11 protein-coding genes are annotated in these 14,494 nt (G+C 63.1%); all 11 read right to left on the bottom strand.

Features of this window, described 5'->3' with window-relative positions; genetic code table 11:
* Position 1: 1 nt before the first annotated feature.
* The 11 genes from FJ977_RS25925 to FJ977_RS25875 all read right to left on the bottom strand — a co-directional run bounded on the left by FJ977_RS25925 (position 2) and on the right by FJ977_RS25875 (position 14,465).
* The gene (locus tag FJ977_RS25925; RefSeq protein ID WP_140775004.1) at positions 2-1,090 is read right to left on the bottom strand and encodes a hypothetical protein; all 1,089 of its coding nucleotides are present in this window, start codon (positions 1,088-1,090) and stop codon (positions 2-4) included.
* On the bottom strand, positions 1,087-3,213 hold the full coding sequence (locus FJ977_RS25920) for an SMP-30/gluconolactonase/LRE family protein (protein WP_140775003.1): 2,127 nt from the start codon (positions 3,211-3,213) through the stop codon (positions 1,087-1,089). The genes FJ977_RS25925 and FJ977_RS25920 overlap by 4 nt, the downstream gene beginning before the upstream one ends.
* An 84-nt stretch (positions 3,214-3,297) precedes the next feature.
* Positions 3,298-4,302: a sugar ABC transporter substrate-binding protein gene (locus tag FJ977_RS25915; protein WP_140775002.1), complete on the bottom strand. Its 1,005-nt coding sequence runs from the start codon at positions 4,300-4,302 to the stop codon at positions 3,298-3,300.
* Between the two features lie 43 nt (positions 4,303-4,345).
* Positions 4,346-5,341 (bottom strand): ABC transporter permease, encoded by a 996-nt coding sequence (locus FJ977_RS25910; RefSeq protein ID WP_246683334.1) that lies wholly within the window; start codon positions 5,339-5,341, stop codon positions 4,346-4,348.
* Positions 5,342-5,673: 332 nt separating this feature from the next.
* The gene (locus FJ977_RS25905) at positions 5,674-6,471 is read right to left on the bottom strand and encodes an enoyl-CoA hydratase/isomerase family protein (RefSeq protein ID WP_140775001.1); all 798 of its coding nucleotides are present in this window, start codon (positions 6,469-6,471) and stop codon (positions 5,674-5,676) included.
* A 153-nt stretch (positions 6,472-6,624) separates the two neighbouring features.
* Positions 6,625-7,515, bottom strand: a complete 891-nt coding sequence (locus FJ977_RS25900; protein WP_210243865.1) for a LysR family transcriptional regulator — start codon at positions 7,513-7,515, stop codon at positions 6,625-6,627.
* Positions 7,516-7,636: 121 nt separating this feature from the next.
* Positions 7,637-9,130, bottom strand: coding sequence for a sugar ABC transporter ATP-binding protein (locus tag FJ977_RS25895; protein ID WP_140775000.1), 1,494 nt, complete (start codon positions 9,128-9,130; stop codon positions 7,637-7,639).
* On the bottom strand, positions 9,127-10,152 hold the full coding sequence (locus tag FJ977_RS25890) for a hypothetical protein (RefSeq protein ID WP_140774999.1): 1,026 nt from the start codon (positions 10,150-10,152) through the stop codon (positions 9,127-9,129). Before FJ977_RS25890 ends, FJ977_RS25895 begins: the two co-directional genes overlap by 4 nt.
* Positions 10,153-10,220: 68 nt before the next feature.
* Positions 10,221-12,344 (bottom strand): SMP-30/gluconolactonase/LRE family protein, encoded by a 2,124-nt coding sequence (locus FJ977_RS25885; protein WP_140774998.1) that lies wholly within the window; start codon positions 12,342-12,344, stop codon positions 10,221-10,223.
* Between the two features lie 68 nt (positions 12,345-12,412).
* Positions 12,413-13,435: a sugar ABC transporter substrate-binding protein gene (locus FJ977_RS25880; protein ID WP_181180064.1), complete on the bottom strand. Its 1,023-nt coding sequence runs from the start codon at positions 13,433-13,435 to the stop codon at positions 12,413-12,415.
* A gap of 25 nt (positions 13,436-13,460) precedes the next feature.
* Positions 13,461-14,465: an ABC transporter permease gene (locus FJ977_RS25875; protein ID WP_140774996.1), complete on the bottom strand. Its 1,005-nt coding sequence runs from the start codon at positions 14,463-14,465 to the stop codon at positions 13,461-13,463.
* Positions 14,466-14,494: the final 29 nt, after the last annotated feature.

The following is a 14,494-nucleotide window of genomic DNA, read 5'->3' as shown; positions in this document are numbered from 1 at the left end:
GCTATTCTCCAAACCCTTCGTCGGTCGGCAGGGAAACGATCGCGTCTCCGCCCTTGCTCGTCGCCAGGAGGCGGCCGTCGGCTTCAAGGCACGACGTGATGCCGTGGCGGCGGCCATCGGCGCGGCTGTGCATGCTGAATATCGGCTGGAACGCCTCGTCCAGGCGCAGAACCAGTCCGTAGGAGCGTGTCGGGGCCCATGGCTTGACGATACCGAGGTGCTTCAGCCCTCCGCCCTGCAGCGGCTCGAGGAACGTCAGCGGCGCTGAAATCGAGGGAGCGATCCACAGATGCTCGGGCACCTCGGTCATCATGCTCTGACGGTAGTCCTCCTCCCTGAGCACGAATTCGATGAGCTGGCTGCGCGGCGCGAAGACCGCAAGCCATGCTCCGCCTCCCGCGGCTGGTGAAAGGCGCGCCGGGTAGCCGGCTATGTCGCCGAGTTCCACGACCGGCCGCTGTCCCTTGGCAACGCGTATGAGCTGGTTGCGCCAGCTCTCCGACACGATGACGCTGCCGTCGGCCTGCGCCAGCAGGCCATAGGGGAACGCAAGACCGTCCGCCAGGCATTCGGCTTCGCCGTCGACCGGCACGCGCCAGACCGAACCACTGGCATTCTTCTGCATGAAATCGCGCTTCCAGCGCGAGGGCTGGTTCGAGGCCGAGCCCACGGCCAGGACAAGCGTGCCTTCGTCAACGAAGCTCAGCGCGGTCGGGCATCTGATGTCGTGACCACCGACCTTCGACAATGTCCTGCCGTCGTGGCGTCCGCCCTTGAGCAAGACACGACCGTCGTCCAGCCCGACGGCGAAACCGCCGCCCGGACGCGCTGCGAGCGCTGTCACCGGGCTGTCGAAAGTCGCCACGCTTTCCGACGAAGACCCGCGCAGTGACCTGACCTCGTTGCCCGAGGAGAAGAGGATGCTCGAACCGTCGGATATGAGATTATCGGGCGATTTGGCTTCGAGGGCGAGCGGAGAGCCCTCGATGACCTGATTGGGACTGAGCGCGCCGTCCATGGGCGGCACGGTGACCGAATAGGCGCCGGCACCACGCCAGGCGTCGAAGAGATTTCGGATGGCGCTGATCATTTCTGCTTCCCCCAATAGCAGTCCTGATTGGTGAAGTTCGGATCGGCGCCCGGGATTTTGTATTTGCCGACCCGGTTGTTGTAGATGCCGCCGAGATAAAGGTAGCCCTTGTGCTCGTTGCAGGAGGTGAGCATGGGGTGGTTGACGCCGCTCTTGTCCCACAGGCAGTCGACGATCTTGCCCTGTTCGGTGAACTTCACCACATTGCCGACGTTCATCTGCGGGAAGAGCCATTCGTCCTGCGCCACCCGCTGCACCATCCGCTTGCGGAAGCCCGGCTTGCGCAGGGCGAGATCGAAGACCGGTGCAGGCATGCCGACGATCGCCAGCCAATATGTGCCGTCCGAAGCGCGATTAATGTTGTCGGCGTAGCCAGGCAGGTTGGTGATGAGTGTCTCGACCTTGCCCGCCTTCGGACCTTCCAGCCAGTAGCGCTCGACCGAGCAGCCCCAGGTTGTCGCGAACAGCACGGACTTGCCGTCGTGCGCCACGCAGACGCCGTTCGGGAAACGCAGGTTGGGAACGACGGTCCTTGTCGTCTTGTCCCGCGGATCGTAGCAAAGGATGCGACCGTTGCCGCGGCCCTCAAGCGCGTCCACCATCCATTCGTCCGGGTCGAAGCGTATCGTGCCCTCGCTGAAAAAGACCCGGCCGTCCGGTGCAATGTCGAGATCGTCCGCGTAGCGGATGCGGGAATCGTCGATGATGGAGAACAAGGACCGGTTCGTTTCGTCGGCGAGCTTGACCACCTCGCGCGTGTCCTTGCGGATCTGGTAGAGCCCCATGCCGGCAACGCAGCATGTCAGGTTGCCGTCCCGGTCGAAGGCCATGCCCAGCGGCGCGCCGCCGATATGGGCGTAGACTTCCCAGCGTTTGTGGTCCGGGCCGAAGTAGCGGATGATGTCGCCCTGCCGGTTGCCGAAGTAGATGTTGTCGTCCCGGTCGAGCAGCGGATCCTCGCAGCCATCGATCTCGCCAAGGCCGATAAGCTCCACGTCGCGCAATTTGTCGTTGAGCGCGTAGGGAGAGTCGGATCCTTCCTCGGTGGAGGGGCAAGGCACCATCTTGAAGTAGGTCGGCGAAACATAGACCTGCGACAACACCTTGTGACGGTTCTTCAGCCAGCGGACATCGATCGCGACGGCGATCAGCAACGCCATGCCGAGCACCATTGTGTTGGCGCCGCTGGTCAGGCCGAGCCGAACGAGACTGTTGGTGATGATGAGCACGATGATGGCGCCGAGGACGGCCTTGGCGATCGAGCCGCGGCCGCCGCCGAGGCTGATCCCGCCGAGGACGGCGGCGGTAAGCGCCGTGACCTCAAGGCCGACACCGGTGCTGGCGCCGGCCGAGGCCAGGCGCGAGGCATAGAAGATGCCGCCGGCCGCCGCGAGCAGCCCCGACATGACATAAGTTATCGCGACCGTGCGGCGCACGTTGATGCCGGCATTGTGCGCCGAACGGCGCGAACCGCCGACGGCGAGAATGTGCCAGCCGGGGCGAAGCCGGGACAGGAAGACATGGCCGACAATGGCGATCACCGCCGCGAGCAGGAACGCGACCGGAATGCCGAAGACGCCGTCGCCGCCGACAAAGTTCCAGACTTCCGATGTCTGGGTGGGCAGAAGGATGTCGATTGAATAGTTGAGCACCAGCGTGTCGTCGATCGCCCGCACGATAATCAGCGTGACGAGAGTGGTGAGAAAGGCGCGCAGCCGCAGGTAGCCGACCAGCACGCCGTTCACGAGGCCGACCGCCGCGCCCGACAACAGCGCGGCCCCGGCCGCCGCCCATACCGGGTAGCCCAGCCAGTTGAACATCGCCAGCATCACGAAATTGCTGAGCGCGAAGGTCGAGCCGACGCTGAGATCGATGCCGCCGGCGAGCATGACGACCGTCATGGCAAGCACGACGAAGAGAATTTCGCCGAGCTCCCTCGCCTGATCGCTGACGCCGACGCCGCCGAGGAAGTTGGGTATGAGGGACCAGAAGATGCCCAGGGTGACGACCAGGATCAGGAACGGGATCGCGTTGTCGATCCAGTTCTTGGACAGAATCTCACCGATCACATGGTCCGGTATGAGGCGCGTGCGCCAGCGAGCGTAGGTCTCCGAGGCCGACATCAGCGGCGCCTCCTGCAAAATCAGTCACAGGGAGCGGCGCTTGCGCGCCGCTCGTTTTTGTTTCGGATTGTTCGCCTCATCCACTCATTGCTGCGTCCAGCAGGAGGTCGGCGTGACGTTTTCCTTGGTGATGGTCGTCAGCGTCGAATAGAAGCCGAAGGGCTTGGAGCCGGGCTTTTCCGGTGGGTTCTGCAGCAGCGAGCGGACGGCGAGAGCCAGGTCGCGGCCCTGTTCCTTCGCGTTGTAGCCGACATAGGCGTCGAAGGTGCCGTCCTCGATACGATCGCAGGCTGCTTCCTTGCGGCTGCCGCCGTCCGTTATCAGCTTGACCTTTCCGGTCTTGCCGGCTTCGGCGATCGCAGCGGCAGCGCCCATGTCCTGGCTGTCCCAGAACCCCACGACGGCGCAAAGATCCTCGTTCTGCTTCAGGATGGTCGCGGTGATGTCCTTGGCCTTGGAGGCATCCCAGTCGCCCGACTGCGTTGCGACGACCTTGAGCTCGGGATAGCGGGTCAGGGCATCCTTGACCCCCTGGAGGCCGATGGTGACGGTGGGCGTCGTCGGCGTGCCGATGAGCAGCGCGATCTTGCCGGACTGGCCGGTACCCGCGCCGCAATATTTCGCGGCGATGTCGATCTCGCTCGAAAGCAGGTCGAACCAGTCGACACCGACATAGGCGTCACCGGTGTTGAGCGACTTCAGGTTGACCTGGACGACCGCGATGCCCTGCGCGTTCGCGCGGTCGACCAGCTTCGAATAGGCCGTCATGTCGAGCGGATGCAGGACAAGGACATCCGGCTTCTCGGCGATAAGCTGGGTGACGGCCTGCGCACCGGCGGCGACGTCCCAGCTCGGATCGCGGATGATCAGCTCGTAACCGAACTGTTCGGCGTCCTTCTTCAGCGCGGCGGCCCACGCCTGTGTCAGGTCGATGCCCATCGAGAGCGGCACGAAGGCGACCTTCTTGCCCTTGAGGGCCTTCAGCGTCGTCAGATTCTGGCCGTCGTCGAAATGCTCTGCAACGGCAACGGCCGGCAGCGTGAAGAACGCTGCCGTCAGCAGGCCCATGATAAACTTCCTGATACGCATGACTTTCCTCCCTGGTCACTTGTTGGCTTTGGATTAAGGCGGGTTAGATGTCCCCTTGCTGGGACGTCTGCTCATCGCGCGGATTGACGATCGAATCCGCGACGATGGCCACGAGAAGAATGCAGCTCTTGACGATGTTCTGGATCGTGTACGGGATATCCATGATCGTCATGCCGTTGAGAAGGATGCCGATGAGGAGCGTGCCGACGACGACGTTGCGGACCCCGCCCTTGCCGCCGCTGAGGCCGACGCCGCCGATCACTGCCACCAGGATGATGTCGTAGACCAGCGTCGAGTTGGCGACGCGGGCGTTCATGGAGCTGACGGCCGTGGCCGTGATGATGCCGGCCACGAATCCGATAAGCGATGAGATCACATACTGCACCACCATCATCGGGCGTACGGGCACGCCGGCGACCCGCGCCGTCAGAGGATTGTCGCCCATGGCGAAGATGAAACGGCCCGGACGTGTCTTGCGCAGGAACAGGAACGCAACGAACGAGAACAATGCGAAAAGCAGAACCGGATTGGGAATGCCAAGCACCCGGCCGCTGCCGATCGCCTTGAACGAGGTCGCGGTGGCCGGCATGAAGGTGACATCGTTGGCGACGAGAAAATAGCGGCCGAAGCCGTAGACGACGAGCCCCATAGCCAGGGTCGCGAAAAGCGCGGGTATTTCGACATAGGCGATGAGCAGGCCATTGGCCAGACCGACGGCGAGACAGAGGCAAAGCCCGTAGAGGAGCGCAATGCCGAGCGGCGTGCCGCTGTTGGCCAGCGTCAGCATCCAGGCAACGGAAATCGCCATGGTGGCGACTATGGACAGGTCGATGCCGCGCCCGATGATTGTGAGCGCCATGCCGATGCCGAGCACTCCCAGTATGGAGACGCTGCGCACAAGCGACAGCAGATTGTCGGCCTGCAGAAATCCCTTCAGCGTCGCCGCGAAGACGAGGAAAAGGACAACGGCAATGGTGAAGACGATCTTTTCCTGACTGAAGTGAAAGGCCTTCAGGTAACGGCCCGCCGAGGCGCTCACGACAGGAGCTCTCCGGATGGCCTATCAGTGGCCGGGCAAAGAACCGCCTTCATTGCATGACAGCGCACGGCATTCCTCCCTCATTCCCACCCTTAGCCGCCCTGCGCGCGAGTCCTCCGGCGCATGACGGCAGGGTTTCCTCAGACCCAAATTATCCCAGACGGTTAGAATAAATACTGATCAGTTTTATATTGTCCCGGAAGGTACATGGCTTTGTTTTTTTCCGCAAGCTGACCCTCGAATTTTCGCAAAGCGTTTCCGCGCAATCCATTCGCGGATCGGAAGGCGCGTCTTTGGATATGATGAGTTCTCCACCTTGCGCGCCGCTTCGGTCAGGCGCCCCGGAATTGCGGCTTGCGCTTCTCGGAAAACGCGCGCCGGCCTTCCACGCGGTCCGCGCTGCCGTACAGGTGGCCCCAGAGCATCTCCTCGAAATCCGCCGCCTCGGACAAGGGCAACTCAGCCGCCTTGTCCGCCAAGCGTTTGGCTGCCCGCACCGCCAGCGGCGCGTTGTCGGCTATGGAGCGGGCAATCTCCCTTGCGCGCGGCATCAGCCGCTCCGCCTCGACAACCTCGCTGACGATACCCCATTCCAGTGCCTTGGCCGCCCCGAAGATCTCCCCGGTCAGAAGCAATTGCATCGCGACGGGTCGCGGCAGGGAACGCATCAGGCGTTGGATGCCCGCTATGGCGGGGATGGATCCGATCCTCACCTCGGTCAGGCCGAACCGCGCATTGGCCGAGCCGATGCAAAGATCGCAGTTAAGCGCGATCTCCATTCCGCCGCCGACCGCCGCGCCGTTCACGGCGGCAATGATGGGCTTGGTCAACCCCATCCTGCTCAGCGCGATATTGCGGACATAGAGCGGGTGGGTCGCATCGGTCTTGCGATCGAAATAGCCCTGGAGGAAGCCGCGTTCCTTCGGAACGGTCTCGTGGATATCGGCGCCGGCGCAAAAAGCCAGGATTCCGGCGCCGGTGAGAATGGCGACCCGCGCGCTCCCGTCGTCCTCGAAACGCAGCAGCGCTTCGTTCAGCGCGACCATCGTCGAGGGCGCCAGCGCGTTTCTGCGAGCCGGCCGATCGATGACGATCGTCGCAATGCCGTCCGCGACCTTGAAATCGATCATCCGTCACGCCCTCCCCGGCTTCAATTCGGGCGAGGGTGCGATCGGGAGGCCCGGCTGTCTAATCGCAACTTTTTTTAAGGATACAAAAACGCCGGCTTTGAATGACCGGTCAGGCCATCGGTCCTGCTCTCCCGATTGGCCGGCGAAACCGCCCTAGCCCAGCCTGAGGTCTCTCGCCCGCTTGAGCATCTCAAGCACGATCGGCTCGTTCTCGCCCTTGCGCACCACGGCGAAGAACGCGATTGGGTCGGCGACCATCTCGGGCACCGGAACGAATTCGCCTCTCGCGATCCTGTCGCGTACCAGGAGTTCGGGCAGGATCGCCATGCCGCCGGAACTGGCGACGACATCGATCAGCGTGCGGACATGGTTGCAGGTGTTTATCACGGGCCGCTTCAGGTTGGATTGCCTGAGCGATTCCGCCATCACCTGGTAGAGATGTGAGGGCCTCGACAGGCACCAGACCGGAAGATCGGGCACCTCGCCGCCATCCACGGACCGCGAAAGCCGCGAGGCAAGCTCGCGGCCCATCAGCCACTTCATCTCGACCGTGCCGATCGGAGCTGCCTCCAGCGCCGGGCTGCCGATCGGTCCGACAAGGAAAGCAAAATCGATGGCGCCGGCTTCAAGCTTGTGCCGCAGGTGGATCGTGAGGTCGATCTCAACCTCCAGAGTGACGTTCGGCATCAGGCGTTTGATCTCGGACAGAAATGCCGGCAGGCTCTCGACCGCGACGATCTCGCCACAGCCGATCTTCACAATCCCGGTCGCCGTCGAAAATGCTTCCGTCGCGAGCAGGACGGTCTCGAGCTGCGCCCACAGGGCCTCGCATTGCGCGGCGAACTCCCTGCCCTTCACCGTCAGCAGCATGCGCCGGCCTTCACGCCGAAAAAGGCTGAAGCCGAGATGGTTCTCGAGTTCCCTGACGCGCGCCGATATCGACGGCTGGGTCGTGTTCAGTCTTTCCGCGGCCGCGTTGAACGTGCCAAGGCGCGCGATCCAGAGCAGCGTCTCGATATGATAGAGCGCGATGCGATTGATCACGAGCGGCAGGCCTCCGGTCCCAACATGAAGCTGCGGCGCCCGCCCTTTCTACGCCTCTCCAGGGATTTATCAGGACGCCCGGCCAATGGCGCTCGTGGCACGCCGCGAACGGCTGCCGCGATCAATGCACGGCCGCGTACATGATGCGCTCTTCGGTCGCCTCGCCCGGCGTGAACTCCTCGACGATGCGGCCGAGGCGCGAAACCAGTATCCGGTCCGAGAGGTTCATGATCTCGGGCAGATAGGACGAAATCACCATCACGGCCAGCCCGTCGTCGGCGAGCTTTCCGATGATCTCGTGGATCTCGGCGATCGCGCCCACGTCCACGCCGCGCGTCGGCTCGTCGAAGATCACCAGCTTCGGCTTCTGCACAAGGCCCGAGGCGATGACCACCTTCTGTTGGTTGCCGCCGGACAGTTCGATGACGCGCGCGTTGGAGTTGATGGCGCGGATATTGAGCTTCTTCGTCCACTCGTCCGCCAGGACTTTCGCGCTGGCATGGTTCACGACGGCGGCCGTGTTGAGGCCCGCGCCGAGCAACCCCGAATAGAGATTGTCGGCGATCGACATCGTCTCGAAGAACCCCTCAAGCTTGCGGTCCTCGGTGACGTAGACGATGCCGTCCCGGACCGCCGGTCGAGGCACGCGGTAGCGCACGGAGTCACCGAAGAGCTTTATCTCGCCGCCGTGGAAATAGTTGCGCTTCTGCACGCCCGCTACGACCTTGGCCGTCTCCGTGCGTCCCGAACCGATCAGGCCGAAGATACCCGTGATCTGTCCGGCGTAGATGGAGAAGCTGTTGTTGCGCACCATCGAGCCCATCGAGAGGTTCTGGACGCTGAGCACCTTCTCGCCGGCCGCGCGGTTCTTGCGCGGAGCATTCGAGTAGAGTTCGTTGGACAGGCTGCGGCCAACCATGGCTCGAATGATGCTGTCGCGGTCGAAATCGCTGGTATCGCCGGTGGTCACCAGTTCGCCGTCGCGCAGGATCGTGATGCGATCAGAGATCGACAGCGCCTCCTCCAGCGCATGCGAGATGAAGACGATGGAAACCCCGCGTTCCTTCAGCCGCTTGATCAGGGAAAAGAAGTAGTACTTTTCTTCCGGGGTGAGCGAGGCGGTGGGCTCGTCGAAGATGATGACGCGCACGTCCTGGCGCACCGCCCGGGCGATCTCGACCATCTGTTTCTTGGCAGCGCCGAGCGTGGCCACCGTGGCCCAGGGATCGACGTTGAAATTGAGCGACTGCAGGAACTGCTGGGCGGCGATGTAAAGGCCGCGCAGGCGGTTGAACAGTCGCTCGTCGCCCAGATAGATATTCTGCGCCACCGACATCGATGGAACCAGGCTTGTTTCCTGGAACACCATGGCGATGCCGTTGGCGAGGCCTTCGGCCGGCGTCTGGAAGGATACTTCCTTGCCGTCGAGCAGCATCTTGCCGCCCGAGCGCTCGGTGACCCCGGCCATGATCTTCATCAGGGTCGACTTGCCTGCGCCGTTCTCGCCCAGCAGGGCGTGGATTTCGCCTTTGCGAAGCGTGAAGTTGACCTTCTTGACGGCGGTGACCCCTCGGTAATCCTTGGTCACCGACTGCATTTCGACGATAGAGGTCATGCCCGCTCCGCTTTAGCTGCAAGCGCCATCAGGACGCCGTCCCCCTTGCTCGCCACCATGGTCGCGCCGTTCCAGTCCGCGGCGCTGGTCACGCCGTGGCGCTTGCCGTCGGACCTGCTGTGGAAGCTGTCGACCGGTTTGAAGTTCTCGTCGAGCCTGACAAGCAGGCCATAGGATCGGGTCGGCCCCCAAGGCTTGTGGATGCCGAGATGCTTCACGCCTCCACCCTGCAGCGGTTCCTTGAAGCTGCGTCCCGCGCGCAGCGACGGCGCCATCCAGAAATCCTCCGGCACCTCCGCTATCATGCGTTCGCGATAGACCTTCTCGCGCAGTACGAATTCGATCATCTGACTGCGCGGCGCGAACACGCTGAGCCAATAGCCCTGCCCCGACGCGGCACGTGCGAGACGACCGGGATACCCCGGAATGTCCCCCAGTATGGTCTCCCAGCTGCCATTGGGGCGCTTGCGCACCAGGCGATGCCTCCACGCCTCCGAAACTACCGGCGCTCCGCTGGGGTCGGTGACAATGCCGGCCGGGAACGCCATGCCTTGGCCGATCGTTTCACCCCGCGATCGTGAGGGCGGCACCCGCAGCACGGTCCCATCCGACCCGAGCGTCATCAAGTCCCGCTTCCATTCCGACGCGCTGTTCCTTGTCGAGCCGACACAGACCAGCAGCGCGCCGTCGTCCGCCAAGCTCATCGCGGTTGCCGACGCGCCTTTTTCCGGAAGATCGATCTCGATCTCGTTCGCATCGCCTGCAGCGGGCCTGATAAGAACGCCGCCTTTGTCGAAGCCGATCGCCAGACCGGCGCCTTCCGATGCCGCAAGCGTGGAGATCGGGGCGTGGTAGGCCTTCACCAGCCGCGGCTGCGCACCCGGCGCGTCCAATGCCAGGAGCTTTTCGGCCTGGCTGAAATACAGCACGCCGCCATTGACCGTGAGGTTGTCGATACCGGTCGCATCTAAAGCGGTGGGAGCTTCGTCCAGCCGCGCATTGGGACGCATGGCGCCGTCCATCGACGGAACCGTGATGGAATACTCGCCCCGGCCCCAGACGGCGTCCCAGATCCGTGTCAGACTGTTTCTCACGACCAGTTCCTGAAATAAAGCGCGCGATCGTTGAAGTTCGGATCGGCATCCGGCAGCTTGAGTCGGCCAAGCCGGTTGTTGAAGACGCCCCCCAGATAGAGATACCCCTTGTGCTCGCGCATCGAGGTGATCATGGGGTGCTTCTGGCCCGAACGGTCCCAGAGGGATTCGAGGATCTTGCCGTTGACGTCGTATTTGACCACGCCGCCGGTGTTGATGTTCGGATAGATCCATTCCTCGAAGGCCACGCGCTGGGTCATGCGCCGGCGGAAGCCCGGCATGCGCATGGCGAGGTCGAGCGAGGGTGTGCGCATGCCGAGCATTGCGACCCAGAAATGTCCGTCGGATGAGCGCCGGATGTTGTCGGGATACCCCGGCAGGTCGGTGATGACCGGAAGCACCTTGCCCTTCTGCGGCCCGGCGAACCAGTAGCGGTTGATACGTCCCGCCCAGGTCTCGGCGAAGAACAGCGACTCGCCGTCGCCCGTCATGCAGATGCCGTTCGGGAACATGCGGCCCGGCAGGACGGTGCGCGTGACCCCGGTCTTCGGATCATAGCGCAGGACACGCCCGTTGCCACGTCCCTCCATGGAGTCCGTCGCCCAGTCGGTGACATCGTAGCGGATCGTCGCCTCGCTGAAATAGACGGAGCCGTCGGGCGCGAAATCCATGTCGTCGGCGAAGCGCATGCGACTGTCGTCGATGATCGAAAGCCGGCTGCGATTGGTCTCGTCGGCCAGCCGGATCACCTCGCGGTCCGGCGTCACCTTGTAGAGGCCCATGCCGCTGATGCAGGCATAGAGCGCGCCTTCCCCGTCGAAGTGCAGGCCGAGTGGCTGGCCTCCGATATGGGCAAAGATTTCGCGGCGCGTATAGTCGGGCGCGAAGAACTTGACGATGTCGCCGTGACGGCTGCCCGTGTAGATGTTGTCGTCCTTGTCGAAGGCCAGGTCCTCGGCGCCGTCCACCTGGTCGAGGCCGATCGGCTCGGCCTCGGCCAGCCGGTCGTTGATCTCGTAGGGCGAGCCGGAACCCGGATCGGTCGCGGCGGCCGCTGTCGGGGCGAAGTAGGTCGGCGAGACATAGACGCGCGAAAGCAGCTTATGCCGGTTCTTGAGCCAGCGTACGTCGGTGGCGACGGCAACGAGCAGCGCGCCGCCGAGCAGAAGCGAATTGTAGCCGCTCGGCATCTGCAATCGAAGCAGGCTGCCGGTCAGCAGGACGACGATGAAGGTTCCGAGCAGCGCCTTGGCCACGGAGCCGCGACCGCCGCCGAGGGAGTTGCCGCCGAGCACCGCCGCCGTCAGGACGGTGACCTCCAGGCCGGCGCCGGTTTCCGAGCCGGCGCTGTTGAGGCGCGCCGCGTAGAGGATGCCGGCGAAGCTGGCGAAGATGCCCGATATGACATAGGTCAGGCACACGGTGCCGCGCACATTGATGCCGGCGTTGTAGGCCGAACGCCGCGATCCCCCGACCGCCGTGATGTGCCAACCCTTGCGCATGCGGGTGAGGAAGATGTGCAGCGCCACCGCGACGACCAGCACCAGCACGAAGTTGAAGGGAATGCCGAGCACGCTACCCGCCGCCAACAGGTCCCATAGATGCGAATCCGGCATGAAGAGGACGACGTCGCGGGCGTAGCGGAACGTCAGGATCTCGACGATGGCGTCGATGATGATGAGCGTCGCGAGCGTGGTGAGGAAGGCGCGGAGCTTGAGGTAGCCGACCAGGACGCCGTTGACGAGCCCACAAAAGGCGCCGACCAGGATCACGATCGCAATGCCCGCCAGCACTGGCACCTGGATATAATTGAGCAGGAACAGCGTCAGGAAATTGGCAAGGGCGAAGACCGATCCGACGCTGAGGTCGATGCCGCCGGCAAGGATGACGAGCGTCATCCCCAGCACCACGAAAGTCAGCTCGCCCATCTGCCTCAGCATGGTCGAGAAGGTTCCGAAGGTGAAGAAATTGTCGATGACGGTGCCGAAGAAGATCAGCAGCAGCGCAAGGATGAAGACCGGGATCGCATTGTCGATCCAGTTCTTCGAAAGCAGTTCACCCACGACGTGGTCTGGCACCAGGCGGTAACGCCATTTCGCATACGTTTCCGATATCGCCATTTCACATCTCTGAATTCGTAACCTGCGGAAAATAGAGCGCCCGTGCGGGGCGCTCTATCGAAATGGGCTCAGTAGCCGCGCTTGATCTCGTCCAAGGTCCAGCACGAACTCGGGGTCAGCGCCTCCTTGGTGAGGTTCTGCGTCGTCAGGTAGATGGCGAACGGCTCGAGCGTTTCCCCGGCCGGACGCTGCAAGATGACGGCGATTGCGTCGTTGATGTGCTTCGACAGCTCACGGATGTTGTAGGAGACGTAGAAGTCATAGCTGCCGTCGGCGATCTTTTCGCAGGCCGCCTTCTCTCCCGCGCCTTGCGAGACGACGAACACCTTGCCGGTCAGGCCGGCTTCGCGGATGGCGGCGGCCATGCCCGAATCCTGGCCGTCCCAAAGGCCGAAATAGCCGCAAAGGTCAGGCGACTGGCGGACCACCGTCGAGACGACCGAATGAGCCTTGCTGGCATCCCAGTCCGCGGCCTGGTCGGACACCACGGTCATTTCCGGATGCGCCGCCATGACGTCGTTGAAGGCCTTCATGCCGATGAAGTTCGTGGGATTGTTCGGCGTGCCTTCCAGAGCGGCGATCTTGCCGTTGCCGCCGTTCTTGGGGCTGCATTTCTCGACCAGCTTGAGAGCGTTCGTCTCGGCGTTCTTGTACCAGTCGATGCCGACATGGGCGGTCGAGTTGGTGGTCGCCTTGACATTGACCTGCAGCACCCGGACGCCGGCTTCCATCGCCTGCTTGATGACGCGCGCATAGGCCTGCATGTCGACGTTCTGGATGATGACGAGATCGGGATGCTCGCTGATGATCTGCGTGATCGCCTGGACGCCCTGGTCGACGTTCCAGTTCGGGTCGCGAATCTGGAGCTGGAAGCCGTACTGGTCGGCCATCCGCTGCATGCCCGCGGCGAAGCCCGCCGCGATGTCCATGCCGATCGAGATCGGCACGAACACAACCTTCTTGCCCTTCATGCTCTCGTAGAACTTGGTCGACATGCCGTCGTCGAAGCCGCCACCTTCAGCCTTGGCGGCCGACAGGCCAAGCGTGAGTGCGATGGCTGCGCTTCCTATGATGTTGATAAGCTTTTTCATTTTCTCCTCCATTTGGTCAGTAGCGTCAGATATCGCCTTGTTGCGACGTCTGTTCGTCACGCGGGTTCAGAACCGTGTCGATGATGATGGCGACCAGCAGGATCACTCCCTTGATGAGGTTCTGGATCGAATAGGACACGTTCATGATCGTCATCCCGTTGAGAAAGATGCCGATCAGCAGCGTGCCCACGATGACGTTGAAGATCCCGCCGCGGCCACCGCTCAGCACGATGCCGCCAAGCACGACGACGAGGATGACATCGTAGACCATGGTCGAGTTGACAACGCGGGTATTCATGGTGCCGACGAGCGTCGCCAGGACCAGCCCCGCAAAGAAGGCGATTGACGCCGAAATCACATATTGCAGCAGCATCATCGGCCGGGTCGGCATGCCCGCGATGCGCGCCTTCAGGGGGTTGTCGCCCATGGCCCGGATGAACACGCCGGGTTTGGTGTGGCGCAGGAAAAGATGCGCCAGCAGCGCGACCGCAGCAAAGGCAATCACCGGGATCGGAATGCCGAACAGGTAGCCCGCGCCGAATTCTCGGGTCCAGGACGCGCTTTCGGGAATGAAAAGGAGGTCGACATCGACGAAGGCGACACGGGTGAAGCCGTAGATCGCCGTGGTCATGGCGAGCGTGGCGAATATGGCGGGGATCTCCGCGTAGGCCACCAGGAAACCGATGACCAGACCAATGCAGACCACGAAGATGTAGCCGAGCAGGACCGCCTGCCAGACCGGCGTGCCGCCGCCCAGCATGAAGATCACCCAGGCGACCGACATGGCCATCGTCGAGATGATGGCCAGATCGATGCCGCGTCCGATGATGGTGAGCGCCATGCCGATGGCGAGGATTCCCAGGATCGAAACGCTCTGGACCAGCGACAGCAGATTCCCGGCATTGAGGAAGCCGGGAAGGGTCACGCCGAAGACAACGAACATTAGCGCGGCGATCGCGAGAACGATCCGCTCCTGCGAGAAAAATGCCGAGCGCCGAGCGCCGGCCCTCTCGTTGATTGCCGTTTGCATAGTACCAGTCCCTCCACAGGCCCCGAGGG

The sequence above is a fragment of the Mesorhizobium sp. B2-1-3A genome, from assembly GCF_006442655.1.
Lineage (GTDB): Bacteria > Pseudomonadota > Alphaproteobacteria > Rhizobiales > Rhizobiaceae > Mesorhizobium.
This window is presented reverse-complemented; position numbering and strand designations above follow the sequence as displayed.